Annotated in this window: 20 protein-coding genes and 1 pseudogene; 15 read left to right on the forward strand and 6 right to left on the reverse strand. The window is 72.9% G+C overall.

Going from position 1 to position 26,891, the window contains the following annotated elements:
* The first annotated feature begins 61 nt into the window (after positions 1-61).
* Positions 62-748, forward strand: coding sequence for an iron-dependent transcriptional repressor DtxR (locus tag GRQ65_RS12095; RefSeq protein WP_160878199.1), 687 nt, complete (start codon positions 62-64; stop codon positions 746-748).
* Between the two features lie 105 nt (positions 749-853).
* On the opposite strand, the gene GRQ65_RS12100 is transcribed toward GRQ65_RS12095, so the two are convergent.
* A complete protein-coding gene (locus tag GRQ65_RS12100) occupies positions 854-1,684 on the reverse strand; it encodes a Sir2 family NAD-dependent protein deacetylase (RefSeq protein WP_160878200.1) in 831 nt (276 codons plus the stop codon).
* 18 nt (positions 1,685-1,702) lie between these two features.
* Positions 1,703-1,972, reverse strand: coding sequence for a DUF2277 domain-containing protein (locus GRQ65_RS12105; protein ID WP_160878201.1), 270 nt, complete (start codon positions 1,970-1,972; stop codon positions 1,703-1,705).
* 55 nt (positions 1,973-2,027) lie between these two features.
* Here GRQ65_RS12105 and GRQ65_RS12110 point away from each other — a divergent pair, with 55 nt between their 5' ends.
* The 11 genes from GRQ65_RS12110 (at position 2,028) to GRQ65_RS12160 (ending at position 17,334) form a co-directional block, all read left to right on the forward strand.
* Positions 2,028-3,203, forward strand: a complete 1,176-nt coding sequence (locus GRQ65_RS12110; protein WP_160878202.1) for a saccharopine dehydrogenase family protein — start codon at positions 2,028-2,030, stop codon at positions 3,201-3,203.
* A gap of 35 nt (positions 3,204-3,238) precedes the next feature.
* Entirely contained in the window at positions 3,239-4,444 is a 1,206-nt protein-coding gene (locus GRQ65_RS12115) for an ROK family transcriptional regulator (RefSeq protein ID WP_337191678.1), read from the forward strand.
* 291 nt (positions 4,445-4,735) lie between these two features.
* Positions 4,736-5,989 (forward strand): ROK family protein, encoded by a 1,254-nt coding sequence (locus tag GRQ65_RS12120; protein ID WP_160878204.1) that lies wholly within the window; start codon positions 4,736-4,738, stop codon positions 5,987-5,989.
* Complete coding sequence (locus GRQ65_RS12125; protein WP_337191679.1) at positions 5,986-7,536, forward strand: sugar ABC transporter ATP-binding protein; 1,551 nt, start codon at positions 5,986-5,988, stop codon at positions 7,534-7,536. The genes GRQ65_RS12120 and GRQ65_RS12125 overlap by 4 nt, the downstream gene beginning before the upstream one ends.
* Positions 7,533-8,627, forward strand: coding sequence for an ABC transporter permease (locus GRQ65_RS12130; RefSeq protein ID WP_160878205.1), 1,095 nt, complete (start codon positions 7,533-7,535; stop codon positions 8,625-8,627). The genes GRQ65_RS12125 and GRQ65_RS12130 overlap by 4 nt, the downstream gene beginning before the upstream one ends.
* A gap of 67 nt (positions 8,628-8,694) precedes the next feature.
* Positions 8,695-9,759 carry a substrate-binding domain-containing protein gene (locus tag GRQ65_RS12135; RefSeq protein WP_160878206.1) on the forward strand — a complete coding sequence of 355 codons (1,065 nt, stop codon included), beginning with the start codon at positions 8,695-8,697 and terminating at the stop codon, positions 9,757-9,759.
* 97 nt (positions 9,760-9,856) lie between these two features.
* Positions 9,857-11,041, forward strand: coding sequence for a Gfo/Idh/MocA family protein (locus GRQ65_RS12140; protein WP_237448139.1), 1,185 nt, complete (start codon positions 9,857-9,859; stop codon positions 11,039-11,041).
* Between the two features lie 318 nt (positions 11,042-11,359).
* The gene (locus GRQ65_RS12145; RefSeq protein WP_160878207.1) at positions 11,360-14,395 is read left to right on the forward strand and encodes a ThuA domain-containing protein; all 3,036 of its coding nucleotides are present in this window, start codon (positions 11,360-11,362) and stop codon (positions 14,393-14,395) included.
* A gap of 90 nt (positions 14,396-14,485) precedes the next feature.
* Positions 14,486-14,998 carry a DUF3105 domain-containing protein gene (locus GRQ65_RS12150; RefSeq protein WP_160878208.1) on the forward strand — a complete coding sequence of 171 codons (513 nt, stop codon included), beginning with the start codon at positions 14,486-14,488 and terminating at the stop codon, positions 14,996-14,998.
* Between the two features lie 257 nt (positions 14,999-15,255).
* The gene (locus GRQ65_RS12155) at positions 15,256-16,263 is read left to right on the forward strand and encodes a sugar phosphate isomerase/epimerase family protein (protein ID WP_160878209.1); all 1,008 of its coding nucleotides are present in this window, start codon (positions 15,256-15,258) and stop codon (positions 16,261-16,263) included.
* 75 nt (positions 16,264-16,338) lie between these two features.
* Positions 16,339-17,334 (forward strand): sugar phosphate isomerase/epimerase family protein, encoded by a 996-nt coding sequence (locus tag GRQ65_RS12160; protein WP_160878210.1) that lies wholly within the window; start codon positions 16,339-16,341, stop codon positions 17,332-17,334.
* Positions 17,335-17,565: 231 nt separating this feature from the next.
* Here the strand turns inward: GRQ65_RS12160 and GRQ65_RS12165 are convergent, their stop codons facing one another.
* Entirely contained in the window at positions 17,566-18,195 is a 630-nt protein-coding gene (locus tag GRQ65_RS12165) for an AmiS/UreI family transporter (RefSeq protein WP_160878211.1), read from the reverse strand.
* Between the two features lie 14 nt (positions 18,196-18,209).
* Entirely contained in the window at positions 18,210-19,427 is a 1,218-nt protein-coding gene (locus GRQ65_RS12170; RefSeq protein WP_160878212.1) for an acyl-CoA dehydrogenase family protein, read from the reverse strand.
* A 156-nt stretch (positions 19,428-19,583) separates the two neighbouring features.
* On the opposite strand from GRQ65_RS12170, the gene GRQ65_RS12175 reads away from it, so the two are divergent.
* Complete coding sequence (locus GRQ65_RS12175) at positions 19,584-21,389, forward strand: thiamine pyrophosphate-requiring protein (protein ID WP_160878213.1); 1,806 nt, start codon at positions 19,584-19,586, stop codon at positions 21,387-21,389.
* Here GRQ65_RS12175 and GRQ65_RS12180 read toward each other — a convergent pair.
* Entirely contained in the window at positions 21,379-21,975 is a 597-nt protein-coding gene (locus tag GRQ65_RS12180; RefSeq protein ID WP_160878214.1) for a TetR family transcriptional regulator, read from the reverse strand. The two genes, GRQ65_RS12175 and GRQ65_RS12180, sit on opposite strands and share 11 nt — an antisense overlap.
* A gap of 66 nt (positions 21,976-22,041) precedes the next feature.
* Between GRQ65_RS12180 and GRQ65_RS12185 the strand changes: the two genes are divergently transcribed.
* Together GRQ65_RS12185 and GRQ65_RS12190 are read left to right on the forward strand one after the other, a co-directional pair.
* Positions 22,042-23,376 carry a cytochrome P450 gene (locus GRQ65_RS12185; protein ID WP_160878215.1) on the forward strand — a complete coding sequence of 445 codons (1,335 nt, stop codon included), beginning with the start codon at positions 22,042-22,044 and terminating at the stop codon, positions 23,374-23,376.
* A gap of 188 nt (positions 23,377-23,564) precedes the next feature.
* Positions 23,565-26,504: a discoidin domain-containing protein gene (locus tag GRQ65_RS12190; protein ID WP_160878216.1), complete on the forward strand. Its 2,940-nt coding sequence runs from the start codon at positions 23,565-23,567 to the stop codon at positions 26,502-26,504.
* 32 nt (positions 26,505-26,536) lie between these two features.
* Here GRQ65_RS12190 and GRQ65_RS12195 read toward each other — a convergent pair.
* Positions 26,537-26,891 (reverse strand): annotated as a pseudogene (locus GRQ65_RS12195) (methyl-accepting chemotaxis protein); the annotation flags it as partial.

The following is a 26,891-nucleotide window of genomic DNA, read 5'->3' on the forward strand; positions in this document are numbered from 1 at the left end:
GTCCTCTCCACGGCGACGGCGGTCTGCGCAGCGGTACCCCGCGATGAGACACAATGGCTCGGTGAGCGACCTGATCGACACCACGGAGATGTACCTGCGGACCATCTACGAGCTGGTCGAGGAGGGCATCGTGCCGCTGCGGGCCCGGATCGCCGAGCGCCTGCACCAGAGCGGCCCCACGGTGTCGCAGACCGTCGCCCGGATGGAGCGCGACGGCCTGCTCACCGTCGAGGGCGACCGCCACCTCCAGCTCACCGACGAGGGCATGCAGCTCGCCACCCGCGTGATGCGCAAGCACCGCCTCGCCGAGCGTCTGCTCACCGACGTCATCGGCCTCGACTGGGAGCTCGTGCACGAGGAGGCCTGCCGCTGGGAGCACGTCATCTCCGAGACCGTGGAGCGCCGGCTCCTCGACCTGCTCGACCACCCCACCGAGTCGCCGTACGGCAACCCGATCCCGGGGCTCGACGAGCTCGGCCAGACCCAGGTCGTCGAGGAGTTCATGAGCGGCGTCGAGTCGCTGCAGAAGGCCGCGAGCGAGGAGGAGGCGCGCGTGCTCGTGCGTCGCATCTCCGAGGAGATGCAGAAGGACGAGCTGCTGATGAGCGCCCTGCGCCGCGTCGGCGCCACCCCCGACAAGACCGTCACCGTCGTCGCCACCCCCGAGGGTGTCCTCGTCGGCTCCGGCGGCGAGACCGCCGAGATCGTCCCCGAGGCCGCCGAGCACATCTTCGTGCGTCGCCTCTGAGGCTCGGTGGTTGAGGAGGGACGAAGTCCCGTCTCGAAACCACGTGTGCGCGATGGGTGGTTTCGAGACGGTCGCTAGCGCGACCTCCTCAACCAGCGATGGGCATCAGGCGCGCACGGCGGCCAGCTGGACGAGGAACTCCGAGGTGCCGGCGTGGAGGCGGTGGGTGGCGAGGTCGTCGCCGCGGGTGGCGCCGCGGTTGACGATGACGACGGGGGTGCCGGCCTTGGCGGCGCGTCGCACGAAGCGGAGGCCGCTCATCACGGTCAGGCTCGACCCGGCGACGAGGAGTGCACCGCCGGAGTCGGCGAGCGCGTCGACGGCGGCGTAGCAGCGCTCGACCCGGTCGGCGGGGACGTTCTCGCCGAAGAAGACGACGTGCGGCTTGAGCACGCCGCCGCAGCGGACGCAGGCAGCGAGGACGAAGTCGTCGGTGTCGTCGAGGTCGACGTCGCCGTCGGGGCGGGTCTCGACCTCGGCGTGGCGCTGCTCGAAGCCGGGGTTGAGCACGGCGAGGCGCTCGTGCAGCGAGGCCCGCGTCGTGACGTCGCGGCAGGCCAGGCAGACGACCTCGGCGATCCGACCGTGCAGCGCGACCAGGCGTCGTGAGCCGGCGCGCTCGTGCAGGCCGTCGACGTTCTGGGTGATGAGCAGCTCGGGGTCGAGGGTGGCGAGGGCGCGGTGCCCGGCGTTGGGCTCGGCGCCGCGCATCCGGCCCCAGCCGAGGTGGCTGCGAGCCCAGTAGCGGCGCTGGGCGGCGGGGCCCGAGACGAACTCCTGGTAGGTCATCGGCGCGCGGGGCGGCCTGCCCGGACCGCGGTAGTCGGGAATGCCGGAGTCGGTGGAGCAGCCGGCTCCGGTCAGCACCACCAGGTCGCGCGTCGCGAGCAGCTCGAGCGCCTCGTGGAGCCCGACGGGGGAGGGGGCCAACGTCATCGGGTCGTCACCGCGTCGTCACCGGGCGTACCGCACCGCGGCGCGCTCGCGGGCCTTGGCCGCCTCGACCTCGCGGTCCTTGGGCGGGGCGCTCGTGACGAGCTCGTCGAGCAGGTGGCGGGTGATGTGGGCGATCTCGTGCACCGCGTGGTCGAACGCCGCCTGGTTGGCCTGCGAGGGCTTCGTGGACCCGCTGACCTTGCGCACGAACTGCAGCGCCGCCGCCGTCACCTCGTCCTCGGTGGCCGGCGGCTCGAAGTTGTGGAGCTGGCGGATGTTGCGGCACATGCGATCCAGGTTACGTCCGCTGGAGAGCTCTTGACCCGGGTGCGAGGCTCGCCCCATGCCGTCCTCCGACGAACGCGACCTCGACCTCGTCCTGCTCGGCGCCACCGGCTTCACCGGCGGCCTCACCGCGGAGCACCTCGCCCGCTCCGCGCCCGCCGGGCTGCGCTGGGCGATCGCCGGTCGCAACCGTGCCAAGCTCGAGCAGGTCCGCGAGCGGCTCACCCGCATCGAGCCGGGTCTCGCCGACCTCGAGCTGGTCGAGGCCGACAGCGGCGACCGCGCCTCGCTCGACGCCCTCGCCAGGCGTACGCGGGTGGTCGCGACCACCGTCGGGCCCTACGTGCAGTACGGCGAGGCGCTGGTCGCGGCGTGCGCGGCCGCCGGCACCGACTACGTCGACCTCACCGGCGAGCCGGAGTTCGTCGACCGGATGTACGTCGCGCACCACGAGACCGCCGTCGCCTCTGGCGCCCGGATCGTGCACGCCTGCGGCTTCGACTCGATCCCGCACGACCTCGGCGTCCTCTACACCGTGCAGCAGCTCGCCGCGAAGGGCCCGGTCGCGGTGCGCGGCGTCGTGCGCAGCAACGGCACCTTCTCCGGCGGCACCTTCCACTCCGCGCTCAACGCCTTCGCCCGCGCCGGGCAGATGCGCGAGGCGTCGAAGGCCCGGCGTGCCGTCGAGTCCCGGCCGACCGGGCGCTCGTCGCGCGCCGTGGCCGGCAAGCCGCACCGCGACCCGGTGCTCGGCTACTGGCTGGTGCCGCTGCCGACGATCGACCCGTTCGTGGTGGCCCGCAGCGGCGCCGCGCTGCCGGCGTACGGACCGCGGTTCACGTACTCCCACTACGCCGGCACCAAGACGCTGCACTACGCCGTCGGCGGCGCGCTGGGTGCGGGCGGACTGGCGCTCGCCGCGCAGGTGAGGCCGGTGCGCAACTTCCTGCTCGGCCGGGTCCAGCCCGGCGACGGTCCGGACGAGGCGCGGCGCGAGAAGACGTGGTTCACCGTCGACTTCGTCGGCGAGGGCGACGGCCGCACCGTGCACACACGGGTCTCCGGAGGGGACCCGGGCTACACCGAGACCGCGGTGATGCTCGCCGAGTCGGCGCTGTGCCTGCTGCTCGACGACAACCCGACCACCGCGGGGTCGGTCACCACCGCGCAGGCGATGGGGCGCGCCCTGACCGCGCGGCTGGTCGCCGCCGGGATCCGGTTCGAGACGATCTGAGGGCGGCCACGGGACCGCGTGTGAGGATGGGCGCCGTGCGGCACTCCCTCGCCGGCCGGGCCGAGACCCAGCTGCAGGCCCGCCTGCTCGCCCGGCTGCGGGACGACGGGCCGTTGTCCAAGGCACAGCTCGCCGACCGGCTGCAGGTCTCGCGCACGACGATCGGCGCCGAGGTCGCGCGCCTCGGTCAGCTCGACCTCGCGGTGGAGGCGGGGCCGGCGGCCTCGCGCGGCGGGCGGCGTTCGACCCTGGTGGACCTCGCCCCCGACATCCGCTTCGCGGGCATCTCGATCGGCGCCACCGGCTTGTCGGCCGGGGTCACCGACGGGCGGCTGACCACGCTGCTGGTCCGCCACCGCGACTGCGACATCCGCAGCGGTCCGGAGAAGGTGCTGGCGCTCGCGCTCGAGCTGCTGCGCGAGGTGGTGGCCGAGGCGGGCGTCGTACGGCTCGCCGGCGCCGGCATCGGCGTCCCGGGCCCGGTCGACTTCGACCGCGGGGTCTCGGTGTCGCCGCCGATCATGCCCGGCTGGGACGGCTACCCGGTGCGCGACGCGGTCTCGCGCGAGCTCGGCTGCCCGGTCGTGCTCGACAACGACGTCAACGTGATGGCGGTCGGTGAGCAGCACGCCGGCGTCGCGCGCTCGGCCCGCGACTTCCTCTACGTCAAGATCGGCACCGGCATCGGGTGCGGCATCGTCGTCGACGGCGAGCTCTACCGCGGCGTCGACGGCTGCGCGGGCGACATCGGGCACATCCGCGTCGACGACTTCGGCCCGACCTGCGCGTGCGGCAACACCGGCTGCCTCGAGGCGTTCGCCGGGGGAGCGGCCATCGCGCGGGAGGCGACGGCCGCGGCCGTCGCGGGTCGCTCGGAGGTGCTCGCCCGGCTGCTCGCCGAGCGCGGCGAGCTCACCGCGGCCGACGTCGGCGCGGCCGTCGGTCAGGGCGATGCGGTCGCCGTCCAGCTGATCCGCGACAGCGGGCGCCGGGTCGGTCAGGTGCTCGCGAGCCTGGTGTCGTTCTTCAACCCCGGCCTGATCGTGATCGGCGGCGGCGTGACCGCCCTCGGCCATTCCCTGCTCGCCGAGATCCGCGGCGTGACCTACCGCCGTTCGCTCCCGCTCGCCACCGGCAGCCTGCCGATCGTCCACAGCGAGCTCGGCCCCGAGGGCGGCGTCATCGGCGCCGCCAAGCTCATCAGCGCCGCCGTCTACGCCCCCGACGCCCGCGTCGGCTGAGCCTCGCCCACGCCGCCCGCTTGTAACGCGGAGTTACTGACCCTTCCGACCCGTTGCAACGGGTCGGAAGGGTTGCTGACCCCGCGTTACAAGCGAGCGGGAGGCTCGGGAGTGGGGTCCGGCGCCGGCCGCTGAGAACGGCAACTTTGTCCAGTAATGGCGAAAGTTCTGTCACCTCAGTGGGTGACTTCCGCTTCACGGGGCTTGCCAAGTGGCGCCCGACACACCTAGTTTGTGCACCGCCCGAGCAAAACGGGTGAAGGCGATCACATGTGGTGAGGGGGTGAGGCAGTGCGCAGCATCGAGACCGGGGAGCCCGGCCACAGCGCCGACCAGGTCACCGTCCGCCGCACCAACCTCGCCCTCGTGCTGCGTCACCTGCGCGCCGAGGGGCCGCGGTCGCGGGCCACCGTCGCCGCCGAGCTGGGGCTGACCCGCTCGGCCGTCTCCCAGCTCGTCGCCGAGCTCGCCGAGCGCGGGCTCGTGCGCGAGGGACGCCGCGAGCACGGCTCCGTCGGACGCCCCGGCACCACCGTCGAGCTGGCCGGCCACGGCATCGCCGGACTGGGCGCCGAGCTCAACGTCAACCACGTCAACACGATCGCCCTCGACCTCGCGGGCGAGGTGCTCAGCGAGCGGCAGGTGGCGCTCGACGCGCGCACCGCGCCCGCCGAGGAGGTCGTGGAGAGACTCGTCGAGCTCGTCGAGCGGACCGTGGCCGACCTCGCCCGCCGCGACGTGCAGCCGGTCGGTCTCACGGTGGGCGTGGCCGGCCTCGTCGACGAGGACGGCGTGCTGACGCACGGACCCAACCTCGGCTGGCGCGACGTCCCGGTCGGGCCCATGCTGCGCGAGCGCCTGCGCCCGGCGTACGACGTCCGCGTCGACAACGAGGGCAACCTCGCCGCGCTGGCCGAGGCGACGCCGGGTGACCCCGATCGCCGCGACGTGCTCGTGATCTTCGGCGAGGTGGGCGTCGGTGGCGGGATCGTGGCCGACGGACGGTTGCTGCGCGGTCGTCAGGGGTATGCGGGGGAGTTCGGCCACATGATCGTCGAGCCGCAGGGCCGCCGCTGCGGCTGCGGCAGGGTCGGCTGCTGGGAGACCGTCGCCGGGCTGCGCGCCCTGCTCGACCAGGCCGCCGACCCCGACGACCCGGTGCGCGACCCGTCGCTCTCGCTCGACCAGCGGCTGACCGAGATCAACCGCCGCGCCGACCTCGGCGACACCCGCACGCTCGCGGCGCTCGACCAGGTCGGCCGGTGGGTGGGTGTCGGCGCCGCCGTGCTGGCCAACGCGCTCAACCCCGCGGCCATCGTGCTGAGCGGCTACTTCGCCGCCGTCGGCCACCACATGCGCTCCGCCATCGAGACCGCCCTGGTCGACGGGGTGCTCGCCCCCGGCGCCGGCGGCACCCGCGTCGAGCTGTCGACCCTGGGCTTCACCGCCTCGGTGCGCGGTGGCGCGCAGGCCGCCCTCGAGACCGTCTTCGCCGACCCGGCCCGGGTCGAGCGCCGTCCCCTGGCACGAGGAGCACTCCGGTGACCACGACCGACCCCCTGCCCGCCTCCGCGGCCGGCGCCGACGGGCCCGCGCTGCTGCAGATGAGCGGCATCGTCAAGGAGTTCCCGGGCGTGCGCGCGCTCGGCGGCGTCGACCTCGACGTCCGCCGCGGCGAGGTGCACTGCCTGCTCGGGCAGAACGGCGCCGGCAAGTCGACGCTCATCAAGGTGCTCGCCGCGGCCCACCAGCCCGACGAGGGCACGATCTCGATCGACGGGGAGCCGGTGACGCTGAGCTCGCCGCAGGCCGCGCTGCGCGCCGGCATCGCGACGATCTACCAGGAGCTCGACCTGGTGCCCGACCTGAGCGTCGCGGAGAACGTCTTCCTCGGCCACGAGCTCGCCCGCGGCGGATTCTCGCAGCGCAGCCGGGCCAACCGGATCGTGCGCGACCTGCTCGCGCGGCTCGGTCACTCCGAGATCTCGCCGACCCGCAGCGTCGGCTCGCTCTCGCCGGCCAACCGCCAGATCGTCTCGATGGCCCGCGCCCTCTCCCGCGACACCCGGGTGCTGATCCTCGACGAGCCGTCGGCGGTGCTCGACCAGGGCGAGGTCGACAACCTCTTCCGCGTCATCCGCAGCCTCACCTCCGAGGGCGTCGCCGTCGTCTACATCTCCCACCGGCTGGAGGAGATCCGCCAGATCGGCGACCGCATCACGGTGCTCAAGGACGGCCGCACGGTCGCCACGGGGCTGCCGGTCTCGGAGACCCCGACCGCCGAGCTGATCCGGCTGATGACGGGGCGCTCCATCGAGTACGTCTTCCCCGAGCGCCCGGCCGGCCCCGCGACCGGTGAGGTCGTGCTGGAGGCGAAGGGCCTCTCGCTCACCGGCGTCTTCCACGACGTCGACCTGACCGTGCGGGCCGGCGAGATCGTCGGGCTCACCGGCCTCGTCGGCGCGGGCCGCTCGGAGATCCTCGAGACGGTGTACGGCGCGCGCAAGGCGAGCACCGGCACGGTCGCCGTCGACGGGAAGCAGCTGCGCCGCGGCTCGGTGCCGCAGGCCGTGCGCGCCGGGATCGGGCTGGCCCCCGAGGAGCGCAAGAGCCAGGGCCTGCTGCTCGACGAGGCGGTCTACCGCAACGTCACGGTCTCGACGATGAGCCGCTTCTCGCGCGCCGGCTTCCTCGACAGCGCCGAGGAGAAGCGCCGCGCCGAGGAGCTCACGACCTCCCTCGACGTGCGGCCCACGGGCGTGGAGCGCGCGGTGCGCACCCTGTCGGGCGGCAACCAGCAGAAGGTCGTGCTCGCGCGGTGGCTGCTGCGCGAGTGCCGCGTGCTCCTCCTCGACGAGCCGACCCGCGGCGTCGACGTGGGCGCCCGCAGCGAGATCTACCAGTTGATCCGGCGCCTGGCCGACTCCGGCGTGGCCGTGGTCGTGGTCTCCAGCGAGGTCGAGGAGGTGCTCGGTCTCTCCGACCGGGTCCTCGTCGTCCGCGAGGGCGAGATCGTCCGCGAGGCGCCGGCCACCGAGCTCGACGAGTCCACGGTCCTCGACCTGGTCATGGAAGGGAAGGGCGTCGCATGAGCGACAGCAGCACCACGCCGACGGCGGAGACCCCGCTCGGCAGCACCAGCACCACCCCGCCGCCGGCCGACACGGCCCGCGTCGAGGCCGCCGCGCGCGAGACCGCGCGCGAGCCCAACCCCGTGATGGGTGCGCTCAGCGGGAGCATGGGTCGCAACGCCGGCCTCGTGCTGGCGCTCGTGCTCATCTGCGTCGTCGGGACCGCCACGGCGGGCGACCGGTTCGCCTCGGTCGACAACGCCCTGACGATCCTGCGCCTGGCCGCCGTGACCGGCGTCGTCAGCATCGGCATGACCTTCGTGATCACCGCCGGCGGCATCGACCTCTCGGTCGGTGCGATCCTCGCGCTCTCCTCGGTCTGGTGCACCACGGTGGCCACCCAGACGATGGCGCGCGACACCCACTGGATCGTGATGGTCTTCGTGGCCCTCGCGGTCGGCGCCGGGTGCGGGCTCGTCAACGGCCTGCTGGTGTCCTACGGCAAGGTCGTGCCGTTCATCGCGACCCTGGCGATGCTCGCCAGTGCCCGCGGCCTGGCCGAGATCATCTCCAACCGCCGCACCCAGATCGTCACCGACATCCCCGGCTTCGCGGAGTTCTTCACCCGCGAGATCCTCGGCGTGCAGGTGATCATCTACCTCTTCGCGCTGGTCGCGATCGGCGGCTGGGTGCTGCTCAACCGCACGACGTTCGGGCGCCGCACCATCGCGGTCGGCGGCAACCCGGAGGCCGCCCGCCTGGCCGGCATCAACGTCAAGCGCCACACCGCGCTGCTCTACGTCCTGCTCGGCGTGTGCTGCGGCATCGCCGCGCTGATGCTGGTCGCCCGCACCGGCACCGGCTCCTCGACCCACGGCACCCTGCTCGAGCTCGACGCGATCGCCGCGGTCGTCATCGGCGGCACCCTGCTCTCGGGTGGCCGCGGCTCCATCGTCGGCACCGTCTTCGGGGTGCTGATCTTCATGACCCTCACCAACGTCTTCACGCTCAACGACCGCTCCATCTCGGAGCAGGCACTCCTCAAGGGAGTCATCATCGTCGCCGCCGTGCTCCTGCAGCAGAGGTTGGCGTCTCGGAACAGCACCACCTGACACCACCCGTTCCACCGCACCTCAGCCCGACCTCACTGATCCACCTCTCGACCACAGGAGCACCTCCATGAAGTCCCTGCGTCCCACCACCCTGCGTCGGCGCGTCGGCGCCCCGCTCGTCGCCGGCCTGGCCGTACTGGCCCTCGCGGCCTGCGCCGGCAACTCCGCCGACACCGACGAGGCCGACCTCGGCTCGAGCACCAACCAGGCCGAGTCCGGCTCCAACGACGAGGCGGGCGACACGGTCGTCATCGGCTTCTCGGCCCCGCAGGCCGACCACGGCTGGATGGCCTCGATCACCGAGTCGGCGCGCAAGGTCGCCGAGCAGTACGACGACGTCGAGCTCCGGGTCGCCGAGGGCACCAACGACGTCAACCTGCAGATCAGCCAGGTCGAGACCTTCATCAACGACAAGGTCGACGCGATCGTGCTGCTGCCCTTCGACGGCGCGGCGATGACCCCGGTGGCGCTGCAGGCGATGGAGGCGGGGATCCCCGTCATCAACGTCGACCGCGAGTTCGACGACCCCAACGCCGCCCGCGTCACCGTGCTCGGCGACAACTACGGCATGGGTGTCTCGGCCGGTCAGTACATCTGCTCGCAGCTGGGCGACCAGCCCGACGCCGTGGTCGCCGAGATCGCCGGCATCGACTCGCTGCCGCTGACCCAGGACCGCAGCCAGGGCTTCGAGGACGCCCTCGGCGAGTGCGGCCTCGACGTCGACGCCCGCCAGGCGGCGGAGTTCACCGTCGAGAGCGGTGAGGAGGTCACGGCCAACCTGCTGCAGGCCGAGCCCGAGATCGACGCCATCTGGAACCACGACGACGACCAGGGTGTCGGCGTCCTCGCCGCGATCGAGAACGCCGGTCGCGACGAGTTCTTCATGGTCGGCGGCGCCGGCTCGGCCAACGCCATGCGTTCGATCCAGGCCGACGACGGCGTTCTGCAGGCCACCGTCGTCTACCCGTCGACCCAGGCCGCGGACGGCATCAAGCTCGCCCGCCTGCTCGTGCAGCAGAAGGCGATGGGCGACCTGGTCGAGGTCGAGGTGCCGCGCACGGTGCAGCTCTACGCTCCGGTCGTGACCGCGGACAACGTCGACCAGTTCATCGACTCCGCGTTCGAGTCCTGAGCCGAGCCCAGACCAGCACGACCGCCGTACGGCGGGCCGGGGACCCCTCACCCGACCCGCCGTGCGGACCGGCCCCCCACGTGATCGGAGCACTCCCTTGACCAGCACCCGCCCCACCCTGTCGGTCGCGATGGTCGGCCACGCCTTCATGGGCGCCGCCCACTCGCAGGCCTGGCGCACGGCCCCGCGGTTCTTCGACCTGCCGATGCAGGTCGCGATGCGCGTGGTGTGCGGTCGTGACGCCGCCCGCACCGAGCAGGCGGCCGAGCGGCTGGGGTGGGACGAGGCCGAGACCGACTGGCGCCGGCTGCTCGAGCGCGACGACGTCGACCTCGTCGACATCTGCACGCCGGGCGACTCGCACGCCGAGATCGCGATCGCGGCGCTGCGGGCCGGCAAGCACGTGCTCTGTGAGAAGCCGCTGGCCAACACGGTCGCCGAGGCCGAGGAGATGACCGCGGCCGCCGAGGCCGCGGCCGAGCACGGCGTGCGCGCGATGGTGGGCTTCACCTACCGCCGGGTGCCCGCGATCGCGCTGGCCCGCCGACTCGTCCAGCAGGGCCGCATCGGCGAGATCCGCCACGTGCGGGCGCAGTACCTCCAGGACTGGATCGCCGACCCCGAGGCGCCGATGTCGTGGCGCCTCGACAAGACCCTCGCCGGCTCCGGCGCCCTGGGCGACATCGGCGCGCACGTCATCGACCTCACCCAGTTCATCACCGGCGAGTCCGTCACCGAGGTCTCCGGGCAGCTCGAGACCTTCGTCAAGGAGCGCCCGATCGCCGCCGGCGAGACCTCCGGGTCGCTCGGCGGCGGGGGAGCGACAGAGGAGCGCGGGCAGGTCACCGTCGACGACGCCGCGGTCTTCCTCGCCCACCTCTCGGGCGGCGCGCTCGGGGTCTACGAGGCGACCCGGTTCGCCACCGGCCGCAAGAACGCCATCCGCATCGAGGTCAACGGCTCGAAGGGAAGTCTCGCCTTCGACTTCGAGGACATGAACGTCCTGGAGTTCTTCGACGCCACCGAGCCCGTCGAGGTCCAGGGCTTCCGCCGCATCCTCGTGACCGAGCCCGAGCACCCGTACGTCGCCGCGTGGTGGCCCGCCGGCCACGGCCTCGGCTACGAGCACGGCTTCACCCACCAGGTCGTCGACCTCGTCACGGCCCTGGCCGCGGGCGGGCAGCCGGAGCCGTCGTTCGCCGACGGCCTGCAGGTCCAGCGCGTCCTCGCCGCCGTCGAGCGCAGCTCGGAGACCCGGAGCTGGCAGCCGGTCGCGCAGTAGTGACGACACCCCGGTGGTTGAGGAAGTCGCGCTGGCGACTGTCTCGAAACCACTGTCCAGGTCGAGTGGTTTCGAGACGGGCCCAGCGGCCCTCCTCAACCACCGGGGGTCCAGCCGGTGGTTGAGGAAGTCGCGCTGGCGACTGTCTCGAAACCACTGTCGGGCCGGGTGGTTTCGAGACGGGCCTAGCGGCCCTCCTCAACCACCGGTGATGCACCACCCATCGATCCACCCACGAGTCAGCACCACCAAGGGCCGAACGCCCGGGGACCCGCCCCGGACCGCAGGGAGCGCGCAGCACCCACCCCGAGGAGACACATGTCCACCACCTCCGGCGCCACCCGGCGCCGGGCTGGTCGCACCGCTCTCGTCGGAGCCGGGCTCTCCGGTGCCGTGGCGATCTCGATGATCGTCACCACCGCAGGTCCCGCCTCCGCCGCTGACTCCGGTGCCCCACCCACCCTGTCCGACGTACGCCGCTCACCGGTCAGCCCGGTGCCGGCCTACAACGGCATCCTGGCCAACACGACGTGGACGCCGTCCACGGCCACGGGCCTGCGCGACTGGTTCACGGACCCGAAGGTGACCCTCACCTTCTCCGCCACCGACGACACCGACGTGGCGAAGTTCGTCGTCACGCCCGGCACCGGCGCCACCCCGGTCGAGGTGCCGGCGACGGCCGCCGGGGGCACCTGGACCGGCTCCTACGAGCTGACCGCCGAGCAGAGCACGACCGTCACCTACACGGCCGTCGACACGGCCGGCAACGCCTCGCCCGCCAAGACCACGCTGGTGAAGATCGACCGCACCCCGCCGTCGGTCACCTGGCCCGGCGTCGTGGGCGGCAAGATCGCGCACTCGGCGACGTACGCCAGCGTCCGCCCGGCGCTCACCGACGTCACCACCGCCGGCGGCACGAGCTTCAACGGCTCGGGCGGCCCGGCGATCCGGCTGCAGTGGGTCGACGGGAAGCCGACCGACCTGGTGCCGCTCGACGTCGCCTCGCTGCCCGTCGGCGCCCACACCTGGGCGATCGTCGTCGGCGACGCGGCCGGCAACCAGGCCAAGCACACGCTGAGCTTCGAGGTCACCACCTCCTACGCCGACGTGAAGGCGCTCGTGGCGCGCTTCGTCACCGAGGGCCGGATCTCGGCGGCCAACGGTGCCGACCTGACCGGCCTCGTCGACACCGCGGCCTCCGCCGCCGGCCTCGGCAGCACCCAGGCCGCGGTGGCCGCGCTCGAGGACTTCGCCGCCCGGGCGAAGCAGTACGCCCCCCGCGGCGTGGCCCGCCAGTCGCTCACCGGCGACGCGGCACACCTCCTGGCCACGCTGGGTGGACGCGCCGACCAGCCGGTCGCGACCGGCGTCACCGTCGAGGCCTACGGACCCGCGCAGCGGATGCCGCAGGTCTACGCCGGCCCGTCGGTCGTCAACCCCGACCCGGACTTCAAGGTGCTCGTCTTCGCCAACCGCGTCGGCGGCTTCCGCCACCAGCACATCCCGGCGACGATGAAGTTCATCCAGGAGCAGGGGCAGCGGCTCAACTTCGACGTCGACGTCTGGGACTACATGGCCCCCGCCGAGTCGGTGCCGGGCAACCCGTTCGAGTCGCTGGCGAACCTCGAGCAGTACGACGCCCTCGTCGCGGTCTCCTCGGTCGGCAACAGCCAGTTCACCACCAACCGGCCGACCTTCGACCCCACCGACGACCCGTCGGTGACCGTCGACGAGCAGGCGATCCTCAAGCAGTACGTCAACAACGGCGGCGGCTTCGTGGCGATCCACGGCGCGACCGACTCGATGCACGGCTGGGACTGGTACAAGGAGCTGGTCGGCGGCGAGTTCGACAACCACAGCTCCTCCAACAACGGCACCCAGCACAACTGTGAGGCCTGCCGCTGGACCGAGGTCGTGACCGAGGACGGCACCAACCCCTCGACCGACCACTTCCCGCGCTCGATCCGGGTGCTCGACGAGCTCTACAACTGGGTCGCGCTGCCGCGCGAGAAGGTGCACGTGCTGCAGACTCTCACCGAGGCGTCGTACGTCGGGGGCCTGAACTCCGCCGACGGTCGCACCGAGGGCGCCGATCACCCCATCTCGTGGTGCCGCAACTTCGACGGCGGGCGCTCCTACACCCAGGCGCTCATGCACAACTACGAGCTGAGCGAGGACCCGCGGTTCCAGGAGCAGATCCTCCAGGCGATCCGCTGGACGGCCGGCGAGACCGAGGCCAACTGCGTCACCCACGGTGAGGTCCAGGGCCTCGTCACCGCCCAGCAGACCGGCGGCGGCGTGCCGGCCCAGGTCGCGACCGCGGTCAACGCGCAGGTCACTGGCTCCTACACGGCCTACCTGGCCAAGGACTACGCCACGGCGCTGACCCGCGCCCAGGAGGCCGCCCGCCTGCTCGAGAACGGTAGCGCCGGATCGGCCGCCGCTCTCGGCGTGCTCCGGCCCAAGGCGGCCGAGCTGGTGGCGTGGATGCGGATGCTCGACACCACCTCGCCGCGGCTGCGGTTCCTCGCGGAGCCGCAGGACGCCGTCACGACGGTCGGCTCCGACGCGGTCTTCAGCGTCGAGGCCGCCGGCACCGACGTCACCTACCAGTGGCAGCGGCAGGCCCCCGGCGGCGCGTGGGGCGACGTCGCGGGCGAGACCACCGTCGCGCTGCGCGTCGTGCCCAACGGCCTCGGCCAGGACGGCACCCGCTACCGCGTGCAGATCGCGGACGCCGGCACCGAGCTCTACAGCCGGCCCGCGGCGCTGACCGTCACCACGGCGCAGACCGCGGTGAGCGTGCAGCAGCCCGCGGTCGCGACGTACGGCGTGGCCGGCGAGGTCGTCGCCAAGGTCAGCAGCGCCTCCGGTGCGGCGTCGGGTGCGGTGAGCCTCTTCGAGGGCTCCACCCTGCTCGGCACCGTGCAGGCGGTCGACGGCACCGCTCGCCTCGCCCTCCCGGCGACGCTCGCGGTGGGCAGCCACGCCCTGACCGTGCGCTACGCCGGCGGCGACGGGGTCGCGGCGGCCCAGGCCGCCACGACCGTCACCGTGAAGAAGGCGACGCCGAGCGTCAGCGCCAAGGCGTCGAAGAAGAAGGTGCGCAAGGGCGCGAAGGTGAAGGTGACCGTCGCGGTCTCCGCCACCGGCTTCGTCCCGACCGGCACGGTCCGCCTCTACGACGGCAAGAAGGCCGTCGGCGGCACCGCGACGCTCGAGAACGGCGCGTGGACCTTCACCTTCGAGGCCAAGAAGGTCGGCAAGCACAAGCTCTCCGTGCGCTACGCCGGCTCGGCCACGACCGAGGAGGCCACCTCCGCGACCGTCGTGGTGAAGGTGCGGAAGAAGTAGCCAGACCGGCGGGGCGGGCCGTCTGCACGGCCCGCCCCGCCCCGGCGCCACCCCGAACCACGACGAGGAGCACGAGGAGGAGGCAGGACGATGACCCGACACACCTGCACGGCGCTCGCCGTCGCCGCCTGCCTGCTGCTCGTGGGCTGCTCCGGCGATCCTGCGGACGGGCCGGCGGCGGCGCCGGCTCCGGCTCCGGCTCCGGCCGAGGGTGCTGCGGCCGTGGGCGCACCGTCCGTCGCGTGCACCGAGACGCCGCGCACCCCGGCGGCGTCCGGTGACACCTGGCGCCACCCCGACCAGTCCTTCTACGACGGCACCGAGGCCGAGCCGCCGACCGCGGCCGACCTCGAGCACCTGCTCGGCGCCGACGCGGCGGTCGTCGTGCACTACGACCCCGCGGTGCTGCCGGCCGCGTCGCTCGACGCCCTGAGGTCGTGGGCGCAGCTGGGCGAGGCAGTGGTCGCGCTCCCCGGCGTCGACCTCGGCGCCCCGGTCGTGGCGGACGTCCTCGAGCACCGGCTGAGCTGCGACGGGCTGGACACCTTCCAGCTCGACGCGTTCGCCGCGGAGAGGGACGCCGGTGCCGTCGATGCCCACTGAGCCGCTCACCGAGGGGCTCGCCACCCACGAGACGTCCGCGGTCCGCGTGCCGGCCGGCCTCGTCTCCCGACGAGGGCCCCGGCGCCCCGGCAGGTCGGCTGCCGCGACGCCGGGAGGCCGGTCCGCACGACCGCGGCGAGGGGTCGACCGGCTCACGCCGGTGACCCCTGCGGTCGGTGCCCGGGGCAGTGCGCTCCGCCCCGGGCGCCGCCCGCGCCCGTCGTACCCACCCATCACCCACCAGAGGAGCAACGACCATGCCTCGTCCCGTCACCCTGTTCACCGGCCAGTGGGCCGACCTGCCGTTCGAGGAGGTGGCCCGTCTCGCCGGCGAGTGGGGCTACGACGGTCTGGAGATCGCGTGCTGGGGTGACCACCTCGACCCGTGGCAGGCCGCGGAGGACGACGCCTACGTGCAGTCCAAGCTCGACGTGCTCGAGAAGCACGGCCTGAGCGTCTACGCGATCTCCAACCACCTCAAGGGCCAGGCGGTCTGCGACGACCCGATCGACGCCCGCCACGAGGCGATCCTGTCGTCGAAGGTCTGGGGCGACGGCGACCCCGAGGGTGTGCGCCAGCGCGCGGCCGAGGAGATGAAGATGACCGCCCGCGCCGCGCAGCGCCTCGGCGTGAAGACGGTCGTCGGGTTCACCGGCTCCTCGATCTGGAAGTACGTCGCGATGTTCCCGCCGGCGACCGAGGAGATGGTGGCCGCGGGCTACCGCGACTTCGCCGACCGCTGGAACCCCATCCTCGACGTCTTCGACGAGTGCGGCGTGCGGTTCGCGCACGAGGTGCACCCGTCCGAGATCGCCTACGACTACTGGACCACCGTGGCGACCCTGGACGCGATCGGCCACCGCGAGGCGTTCGGGCTCAACTGGGACCCGTCGCACTTCGTGTGGCAGGACCTCGACCCGGCCGGCTTCCTGTGGGACTTCAAGGACCGGATCTACCACGTCGACTGCAAGGACGCGAAGCGCCAGACCGGCAACGGCCGCAACGGCCGGATGGGCTCCCACCTGCCGTGGGCCGACCCGCGTCGCGGCTGGGACTTCGTCTCGACCGGACACGGCGACGTGCCGTGGGAGCAGTGCTTCCGGATGCTCAACACCATCGGCTACGACGGCCCGATCTCGGTCGAGTGGGAGGACGCCGGCATGGACCGGCTCCTCGGCGCCCCCGAGGCCCTCGACTTCGTGCGCCGCCTCGCCTTCGACGCCCCCGACGCCGCCTTCGACGCGGCGTTCGCGACCAACGACTGACGGCGACCACCGACCCTCCCCACCACCTCCCTTCTCGGACCGCTCGGGCTCGGGAACCAACAGAAGGAGAACGGCATGTGCTTCGGATTCGACGGTGAGCGCGCGCTCGCCGACTCGCTCGCACGCAAGGGCGCCTCGCGGCGCTCCCTCTTCCGCGGGGCCGCGGCCGGGGCCGCCGGCCTCGCCGCCGTCGGCGCCGCCGCCGGTCCGTCGTACGCCGGGAAGCCGGGTGCGCCCGGGAAGCCGGGCCACGGTCACGGCCCTGGTCACGGCCCGGGTCACGGCAAGGGCCGGACGGTCCCGCACCAGGACATCAGCATCCAGATGTACACGCTGCGGGCCGCGACCGGCGACCTCGCCGCCAGCGACCTGGTGCTGGACCGGCTGGCGCAGTACGGCTACGAGAAGATCGAGCTGGCCGGGCTGCTCAACCGCAGCGCCCGCGAGCTGCGCACCCGCCTCGACGGGCTCGGCATCCGCGCCTCGTCGAGCCACGACGGCATCAGCGCCGACGCGGCGGCCCTGCGCACCAAGCTCGAGAACGCCGTGGTGCTGGGCCAGGAGTTCATCAACGTGCCGTACCTCAACTCCACCAGCCTCTCGGACTGGCAGAGGTGGGCCGACCAGATGAACGCCGAGGCGGCGCAGGCCAAGCGCTACGGGCTGCGCTACGGCTACCACAACCACGCCCACGAGTTCACGATCGACCTCGGCGGCGGGCTCACCCCGTGGCAGGTGCTCACCTCGCGGCTCGACCGCAAGCTGGTCCACCTCGAGGTCGACCTCTACTGGGCCTACACGGCCGGGTTGAACACCGGTGCGGCCGACCCACTGCAGTTCGCGATCGACGTGGTGCGCAAGGCGCCGCAGCAGGTCCGGCAGTACCACGTCAAGGACCGCGACGCCGCCACCGGCGACATGGCCGACCTCGGCACCGGGGTCATCGACTTCCCCCGGATCTTCCGCGCCCACCAGGTCGAGGAGTGGATCGTCGAGAACGACACCCCCGACGTCACGCCCCTCACCTCCGCCGCCGTCGGACACCTCTACCTCGACCACGTGGGGTTCTGAGGCGGCCCGTCGCATCGACTGTCGAACTTTCGGGGTCACCAGGTGACCGGAAAGTTCGACTGTCGACGGCTCGTACGCCGTCGGCGGCACACACAGCGACCGTGCAACTTCCTGGTCATCAGGTGACTCGGAAGTTGCACGGTCGCTGTCGTGGGTGGCCCGTCCGTCGACTGTCGAACTTCCGGGGTCACCAGGTGACCGGAAAGTTCGACAGTCGACGACCCGACCGCCTCAGGACCCCACGAGCGCCGGCTCGGGGGAGGAGCTGACGCGGGGGCGGGGGGCACTGGCGGTGCGGACGGCGAGGGGAGCCAGCGCCGCGGCGGTGGCGACGATGGAGGCGCCGACGACCCAGGCGGGGACGGTCTCGCCGAGCAGGTAGACGAAGGCCGGCACGGTGCAGGTGGTGAAGGCCTGCACCAGGGTCAGCCAGCCGGCGAACGCCGTCCACTGGGCCTGGCCCAGCGCGATGACGACGAAGAAGACGCCCCAGAGCACGGACCACTGCGCCCAGAGCAGCCCGGAGGCCAGGTCGTCGAAGCGGACGACGTTGACCACGGCGAAGCCTGCGGCCAGGACCGAGACCCACAGGGAGTACCAGCCCAGACCGGTGCCCTCGAAGCCGGCGAGGTTGTTGATGCCGACGTAGAGGTAGGTGAAGCCGAACATGAAGACCCCGGCGGCGGCGAGGACCTGGTCGGGGTCCGAGGCGGTGGCCATCACGTAGAACGGGATGGCGACCTGGAGGGCCCCGACGAACAGATTGAAGACGCCGGCGGTCTTGGCGTCGACCCGGCCCAGGAAGAGCAGGCCGTTGACGAAGAGCGCGGCTCCGACGAAGAGCAGTCCCACAGACGACATGTGCAGGGCCCCGATCAGAAGTAGGCGTTGCCGGGGAACCCGGCGCCGTTGACGTGGTGGTCGCCGATCGCCGACGCCTTGAGGAACGTCGGGTTGTGGGTCGAGGCGACCCGGGCGTTGCGCCAGTGGCGGTCGAGGTTGTGCACCTTCTGCGTGGCCGAGGCCCCGCCGACGTCGAAGAGCTTGGCGGCGGTGGCGTAGGAGAACCGGTCGATGGCGACCTTGGCCTGCGCGGCGGCGAGCTGCGCGGCCTCGGCGAGGCGCTCGTCGGGCGCTCCGTCGACCACGGAGTCGTACGCCGCCTGGATGGCGTCGGCGGCGGCGAGCACGATCGCCTCGGCGGCGAAGGCGTCGGCGGAGATCTCGCCGACGACCTGCAGCACCTGGCGGTCCTCGCTGGCCGAGCCGGCCTTGGCGTGGCTGAAGTTGCGGGCCCGGCGCTGCACGAGCGCGACCGCGTCGTTGCGGACGCTGCGCAGGATGCCGACGGTGACGGCCTGCAGGTAGAGCTGCAGGAAGGCGCCCATGTAGCCGACCGGCTGGTCGTCGGGGTCGCCGAGGTCGAAGAACTCCTCCTCGCGCACCTCGACGCCCTCGAGGCGGGTGGTGCCGGTGCCGGTGAGGCGCTGGCCGAAGCCGTCCCAGTCGTCCTCGACGGTGACGCCCGCGCGGTCGACGGGGATCACGGCGCCGGCGATGCGCTGAGGGCCGGACTTCGCCCAGATCTGGGTGTGGTCGCAGTAGAGCGTGCCGGTGGAGTAGAACTTCTCGCCGTCCAGCACGTAGCCGCCCTCGGGCCGCGGGGTCAGCGTGGTGTCGAAGTGCAGGCCGACGGCGTGCTTGCTCTGCTCGCTGAACCCGTTGCCGACGAGCTGGTCGGACGTGATGATCGCCAGGCCGCGGGCGCGGGCGTCGGGGTCGGTGGCGACGAGCTGCTGCTCGACGAACCAGTAGTGCGTGCGCAGGATGTGGGCGACGTTGGAGTCGGCCTCGGCCAGGGCGATCAGGGTCTGGAAGAACTCGCGCACGCTCGCGCCGCCGCCGCCCTCCGCGACCGGCACGCGCAGTCGGCCGAGTCCGGCCTGCTTGGCCCAGGCGATCTGCTCGAACGGCGCGACGCGGTCGCGGTCGCGCACGTCGGCGTCGACCGAGATCCGGTCGAGCAGAGCGGTGAGCTCCGGGGTGCCCGGGCGGACGGGGGTGCTGGTGCGGTCTGGGGTCTGGGTGCTCATGGCGCTCCTCGATCGGTCTGGTGTAACTCGATCAAGATAGTCCGGTTAAACCTCGGCGCAACGGATGCGGTGGCACGGATCGCCGCTGGTGTGATCGGTGGGACCGACCACGGGACGTCGCCGCATGCGTCCGTGAGGGACGGATACCCGCGACGGGTGGGAGACGAGCGCCTGGTGGCCGACCTGCTGGTGGAGCGACTGCGGGCGTGGGGGGTGCACCGACTGTTCGGCTATCCCGGCGACGGCGTCAACACGCTGATGGGCGCGCTGCGTCGCGCCGGAGTCGATCCCGAGCTGGTGCAGGCGCGCCACGAGGAGAACGCCGCGCTGATGGCGGTCGGTCACGCGAAGTACACCGGTGGCGTCGGGGTCGTGCTCAGCACCCAGGGTCCCGGGGCGGTCCACCTGCTCAACGGGCTCTACGACGCCAAGCTCGACCACGTGCCCGTCGTGGCGCTCGTGGGTCAGCAGGAGACGTCGGTGCTGGGTGCGGAGTACCAGCAGGAGATCGACCTCGGAGCACTGTTCCACGACGTCGCCGCCCAGTTCGTGCAGACCGTGTTCGCTCCCGACCAGGCGCGGATGGTCCTCGACCGGGCCCTGCGCACCGCGCTGGCGACCCGCTCGCCCGCCGTCGTGATCGTGCCGCACGACATCCAGCAGCAGCCGGCGCCGCCCGAGGTGGAGCGTGAGCACGAGCACGGTGTCGTGGTCACCGCGGCCGGCTGGCGGCCGCCGCGCGTCGTACCCGACGACGACGCGCTCGACGCCGCCGCCGCGCTGCTGGCGGCGGGGGAGCGGCCCGCGCTGCTGGTGGGCCAGGGCGCGCGTCACGCCCGCCGGGAGGTGGAGGCGGTGGCCGAGCGGCTCGGTGCCGGCATCGCGACCAGCCTGCTGGGCAAGCCGTGGGTCGACGAGTCCCGCGACGACGCGTGCGGCGTGATGGGCCACCTCGGCACCAGCGCCTCCGCGCGGCTGCTCGGCTCCTGCGACACCCTGCTCGTCGTCGGCAGCAACGACCCCTGGACGGAGTACTACCCCGCGCCCGGCCAGGCCCGCGCGGTGCAGGTCGACCTCGACGGCCGCCACGTCGGCAACCGCTACCCGGTCGAGGTCGGCCTCACCGGCGACGCGGCCGAGACGCTCCGCGCCTTGCTCGACCGGCTGCCGGAGCGGCCCGCCGCGACCCCGTGGCGCACGCAGGTCGGCACCTGGGTGCAGGAGTGGCACGCGCTCGCCGAGCAGCGGGCCCGCGAGACCGCCGCCGACCCGCTCAGCCCCGAGCTCGTCGTCCGCGAGCTCAGTGGTCGGCTCCCGGACGACGCCTCGGTCAGCGTCGACGTCGGGTCGGTCGTCTACTGGTACGCCCGCCACCTGCGGCTGCCGGTCGGCGTGCAGGCCCACCTGTCCTCGACGCTGGCCAGCATGGGCTCGGGGCTGCCCTACGGCCTCGCGGCCAAGCTCGAGGTGCCCGGAGGCCCCGTCGTCGCACTGGTCGGCGACGGAGCGATGCAGATGAACGGCGTCGCCGAGCTCATCACCGTCGCCGACCGGTGGCGCGGGTGGGCCGACCCCCGCTTCGTCGTCCTGGTGCTCCACAACGGCGACCTGGCGGAGGTCAGCTGGGAGCAGCGGGAGATGGAGGGCGACCCGCGGTTCGAGACCAGCCAGCGGCTGCCGGCGTTCCCCTACGCCGGCTACGCCGACCTGCTGGGTCTGCAGGGCATCCGCGTGACGGCTCCCGACGAGGTCGGCCCCGCCTGGGACCGGGCCCTCGCTGCCGACCGGCCGGTCGTGATCGAGGCCGTCGTCGACCCCGACGTGCCGCTGCTGCCGCCGTTCCCGGCGGGGGAGCAGAAGCTCGACGACTTCCGCGCCGGCCTCGACCAGGAGGCGAGCGATCAGCACGCCCGGGCGCTGCTCGACCAGCAGGCCGAGCAGGAGTCGCGGCTCAGCGACTGATCAACGCCGAGAGCACCCGGCCCATCAGGTCGTCGGGCACGTCGTCGGGGCTGAGCAGCCGCTCGATGGCGAGACCGTTGGTGAGGGCCATCAGCACGGTCGCGAGCTCGTCGGGGTCGAGACCGACGGACGGGCCCGACCCGGTGTGGGCCCGCACCGCGTCGGCGATCCGGGTGCGCAGCTCGGCGCGGTGGGCGCGCAGGCTGCCGTCGGGGCTGGGGGTGCGGATCTCGCGCTGCCAGAGCTCGAGGAAGAGCAGCTGCCACTCGCGCTGCTCGTCCCCGGCGCGGGTGAGCGCCTCGCCGAGCAGGCGGGCCTTCTCGTCGAGGTCGCCGTCGACGCCGGCGACCGACTCGAGGCCGATGTCGACGTAGGCGCTGGTGCGGTCGTCGACCAGGGCGTCGACGAGCGCGTCCTTGCTGCCGAAGTTGGAGTAGACCGCGCCCTTGGTGAACCCCGCCGCCTCCGCGACCTCGTCGAGGCTCGCGGCGTCGATGCCGCGGCGGGCGAAGACCGTGGCCGCGGCGTCGAGCAGCTGCCGGCGTACCTCGGCGCGGCTCGGGCGGCGCACGGGGCGGGTGGTCACGGGGTTGAGGATACTGTGGCGAACTGGATACTCTTGAGTATCGAAACGTCGTCGACGGGAGTGCGGATGAACCCCCAGCACCACCTGAAGCGGGCCGTGCGCTGGACGCTCGGTCACGCCGTCCCGCGCACCGCGATCGCCTCCGCAGCCCGCCGCGGTGACGTGCACAGCCGGCTGCTGGTCGCCTCCACGGGTGCCGACCTGCCTCTGGAGATCTTCGACGAGGTGCGGGCGAGCGGGTCCTTCGCGCGCGCCAAGTTCGCCTTCGTCACCGCCCGTCAGCCCGTGGTGCGCGAGCTGCTCTCGAGCGCCGACGTACGCGCGGGCGTCGAGTTCGGCGCCGGCAGCGGACCGCTCGGCCGGCTCGCGTCGTGGTCGGCGCCGACGGTGCTCGGACCGCTCAACACGCCGTCGTTGCTGGTCATCGAGCCGCCCGACCACACCCGCATGCGCAAGCTGGTGACCCGCGTGTTCTCGGCTCGCGCCGTCGCCGGTCTGCGCGAGCGCACCGAGCAGATCGCCGACGAGCTCCTGGACGCGCTCGAGCGGCGCCGGGCGGCCGGTGAGGTCGTCGACCTGGTCGAGGCCTACTGCGCACTGCTGCCCGTCACCGTCATCGCCGAGGTCCTGGGCGTGCCCGAGCACGAGCGCGAGCGGGTGCTGCACTACGGCACCGGTGCCGCGCCGAGCCTCGACCTCGGCCTGTCGTGGCGCCGGTTCCAGACCGTCGAGGACTCGCTGGCGGCGTTCGACACCTGGCTGGACGCCCACATCGAGCTGAAGCGGCGCGAGCCGGGGGAGGACCTGCTGACCCAGCTGGTCGCGGCCCGCGACGACGACGGCGTGGCCCTGACCGACCGCGAGCTCAAGGCCACCGCCGGTCTCGTGCTGGCCGCCGGCTTCGAGACCACCGTCAACCTGCTCGGCAACGGCATCGCGCTGCTGCACGACCACCCCGACCAGCTCGCGCTCCTGCGCGCGCAGCCGGAGCACTGGACCACCGCGGTCGACGAGGTGCTGCGCCTCGACCCGCCGGTGCTGATGACGGGGCGCACCGTCGTGCGCGACACCGAGGTCGCCGGCACCCCGATCCGGCGGGGCTCGGTCGTGACCGCCCTCCTCGCCGCGGCCAACCGCGACCCTGAGGTGTTCGAGGACCCCGACGCGTTCCGCGTCGACCGCGCCAACGCCGGCGACCACGTGTCGTTCTCCGCCGGTCGTCACTACTGCCTCGGCGCGGCGCTGGCCCGCATGGAGGGCGAGGTGGGGCTGCAGCGGCTCTTCGACCGCTTCCCCGACCTGCGCCTCGAGCCGGGCGCCGTACGCCGGCCGACCCGGATCCTGCGCGGCTTCGACGTGCTCCCCGCCCGGATCGAGCCCGCCCGGGTCCCAGCACCCTAGGGACGTAGTCCCGCAACGGCCCACCTGACCCATACCCGGTCGGGGCGCGCGCTGGTTAGGCTCCGTCGGTCTGCCAGGGGGGTCCGGGCAGCGCAGGTCACCGGGGGGCGACCAGCATGGGTCGATCAGTCACGTCCGCACGTCCTCTCGCCCGTCCGTTGGCACGGGTCGTCGCGACGGTCGCCGTCATGGCCGTGGCGGGCCTGGTGCTCGTCGAGGGCCAGGACGGCGCGCAACCGGAGAGCAGCCGCTCCCGCCCGCACGCCGGCACCCACTCCGAGATGTCCCACGAGGACATGCCCGGCATGGTGCAGCCCTCGCCGGTCTCCTACGTCCCCACCTCCGTCGAGCTGTCCCGCGCCGCCTGGACGGTCAACGCCAGCACCGAGGAGCTGGTCGGCGACAGGAACGCCGCGACCAACGCGATCGACGGCGACCCCGCGACGTTCTGGCACTCCCGGTGGGCCGGCGACCCCGCGCGGCTCCCGCAGACGATCACCATCGACCTGCACGTCGTCCAGACCGTCGACGGCGTCTCCTACCTCCCGCGCCAGGACGGCAGCCCGAACGGCGTCGTCACCGAGTTCCGGATCGACACCAGCACCGACGGGGTGCGCTGGTCGACGCCGGCGACGGGCCGCTGGCAGGGCGACGCCACGCGCAAGAGCGCCGAGCTGCGCGCCGGGCCCGCCCGCTACGTGCGGCTGACGGTCGAGGGCGACGCGTCCGGGCTGGGGTTCGCGAGCGCGGCCGAGCTCGACGTGCTCACCCCGGTGGCGGGCGAGGACGGCTACACCCCGAAGACGCTCGACCCCGCCGGCTGGAAGGTCTCGGCCGACAGCGAGGAGCTGCAGGGGGAGCGGGCCCCCGCGACCAACGCCGTCGACGGCGACCCGGCGACGGTGTGGCACACGCAGTGGCGCGACGCGTCCCCGCCGCTGCCGCACCGGTTCACCATCGACCTCGGCCGGGTGCGCGAGGTCGACGGCCTCACCTACCTCCCGCGCCAGGACGGCCGCGTCAACGGCACCGTCATCGAGTACGCCGTCGAGACCAGTGACAACCAGCGCACCTGGACCCAGGTCGCGACCGGCCGGTGGGCCGACGACGCCAGCCTCAAGACGACGCGGTTCACCGCCTCGGCCGCGCGCTACGTCCGCTTCGTGGCCCTCGTCGAGATCAACGGCCACCCGTCGTGGACCAGCGCCGCGGAGATCGGGCTGCAGACGCCCGGAGGCGACCTGGCCGACGTCTCGAAGGTCGGCTCGTGGGGGCCGACCATCAGCTTCCCGCTCGTGCCGAGCGCGGCCGCCGTGCTCCCGGGCAACCGCGTGCTCACCTGGTCGGCGTACTCCGACACGACGTTCGGCGGCTCGAGCGGTCAGACGCAGACCGCGATCCTCGACCTCACCACCGGCCGGGTCAGCCGGTCGACGGTGTTCAACACCCGTCACGACATGTTCTGCCCGGGCGTGGTGGTGCTGGCCGACGGCCGGATCATGGTCACCGGCGGCAGCGGCGCGTCGGAGACGAGCATCTACGACCCGGCGACCGACACCTGGAAGGGCGGCCCCGCGATGAACGTCGCGCGCGGCTACCAGAGCATGACGTTGCTGCCCGACGGCAACGCCTTCACCGTCGGCGGCTCCTGGTCGGGTCCGCGCGGCGGCAAGGTCGGGGAGGTCTGGAGCCCGGCCGCCGGGTGGACCGCGCTCCCCGGGGTCACCACCGACAGGATGCTCACCGCGGACCCGGGCGGCATCTACCGCTCCGACAACCACATGTGGCTCTTCCCCACCCGCGGCGGCAAGGTGCTGCAGCTCGGCCCGAGCAAGCAGATGAACTCCATCTCGCTCAGCGGCACGGGCTCGGTCACCTCGGTCGGCACGCGTGGCGACTCGGCGGACGCCATGAACGGCAACGCCGTGCTCTACGACGCCGACAAGGTGCTGACCGTCGGCGGCGCGCCGGCCTACGAGGGCACCCCCGCCACCGCCCGCGCGTACGTCGTCGACCTGAGCGGGTCGAAGCCCGTCACGCGGCGCAGCGGCGACCTGGCCACGCCCCGCGCGTTCGCCAACTCCGTCGTCCTGCCCGACGGTCGGGTGGTCGTGATAGGCGGTCAGCGGACGCCGGTGCCGTTCACCGACACCGACGCGGCGATGTCGCCCGAGACCTGGGACCCGGCGACCGGCACGTTCTCGAACGGTGCGCCGATGGCCGTGCCGCGCACCTACCACTCGGTGGCGATGCTGCTCCAGGACGGACGGGTCTTCACCGGCGGCGGCGGGCTCTGCGGCACGTGTGCGACCAACCACCCCAACGCCCAGATCTACACGCCCGACTACCTCTACGAGGCCGACGGGACGCTGCGCGACCGGCCGCGCATCACCACCGCCCCCGCGACGGCGCAGGTGGGCGGCACGGTCACCGTCACGACCGACCGGGCGGTGAGCCGCTTCGTGCTGGTGCGGATGGGGCAGTCCACGCACTCGATCAACAACGACCAGCGCCGCGTGCCGCTGTCGGTCGTGTCCTCCCAGACCTCGGGGAGCGGCAGGTCCTACCAGGTGCGGGTGCCGAACGACGCCAGCATCGCGTTGCCCGGCCCCTACATGCTCTTCGCCCTCGACGCGCGCGGCACCCCCAGCGTCGCCTCGCTCGTCACGGTGCCGGTGCCGTCCTCCCTGGTCACCGACAAGTTGCTGCCCCGCACCGGCTGGACGATCACCGCGAGCGACGCCGAGACGGTGGGTGAGCAGGCGCCGGCGAGCAACCTGCTCGACGGTGACGCGGCCACCATCTGGCACAGCCGGTGGAGCGACCCCGCGGCGCCGTTCCCGCACACCGTCACCGTCGACACCCGGGTCTCCCAGCGGATCAGCGGGCTGTCGCTGACGACCCGTCAGGACGAGTCGACCCACGGGGGCATCACCGACTACCGCATCCAGGTCAGCTCCAACGGTTCGTCCTGGACCACCGTCGCCAGCGGCCGGTGGTCAGGGGAGCGCGGCACCCGCCTGGTGCGCTGGAACGCCGTCAAGACCCGCTACGTCCGCCTCGTCGCACTGGGCGAGGCGTCCGGGCGGGGCCCCTGGGCGAGCGCCGCAGAGCTCAACCTGCTCTGAGCTGCGCCCGCCCGGGGGTGGTCAGGGTGCGGTCAGACGGTGAACTGGTTGACGCTCTCGCGCAGGTCGGAGGCCATGCGGGCGAGCTCGTCGACGGCGGACTGGGTCTGGGCGAGGGCTTGGGTGGTGGAGTCGGCGGCGGAGCTGACGCCGGAGATGTTGGTGGCGATCTCGCTGGAGGAGGTGGAGGCTTCGGCGACGTTGCGCGACATCTCGTTGGTGGTGGCGGTCTGTTCCTCGACGGCGGAGGCGATGGTGAGCTGGTAGTCGTTGATCGAGGTGATGATGGTGGAGATCTCACCGATGGCCTCGACCGCGCCGGTGGTGTCGCCCTGGATGGCTTCGACGCGGGCGGCGATGTCCTTGGTGGCCTGGGCGGTCTCTTGT

Source organism: Nocardioides flavescens (assembly GCF_009823805.1).
GTDB lineage: Bacteria > Actinomycetota > Actinomycetes > Propionibacteriales > Nocardioidaceae > Nocardioides > Nocardioides flavescens.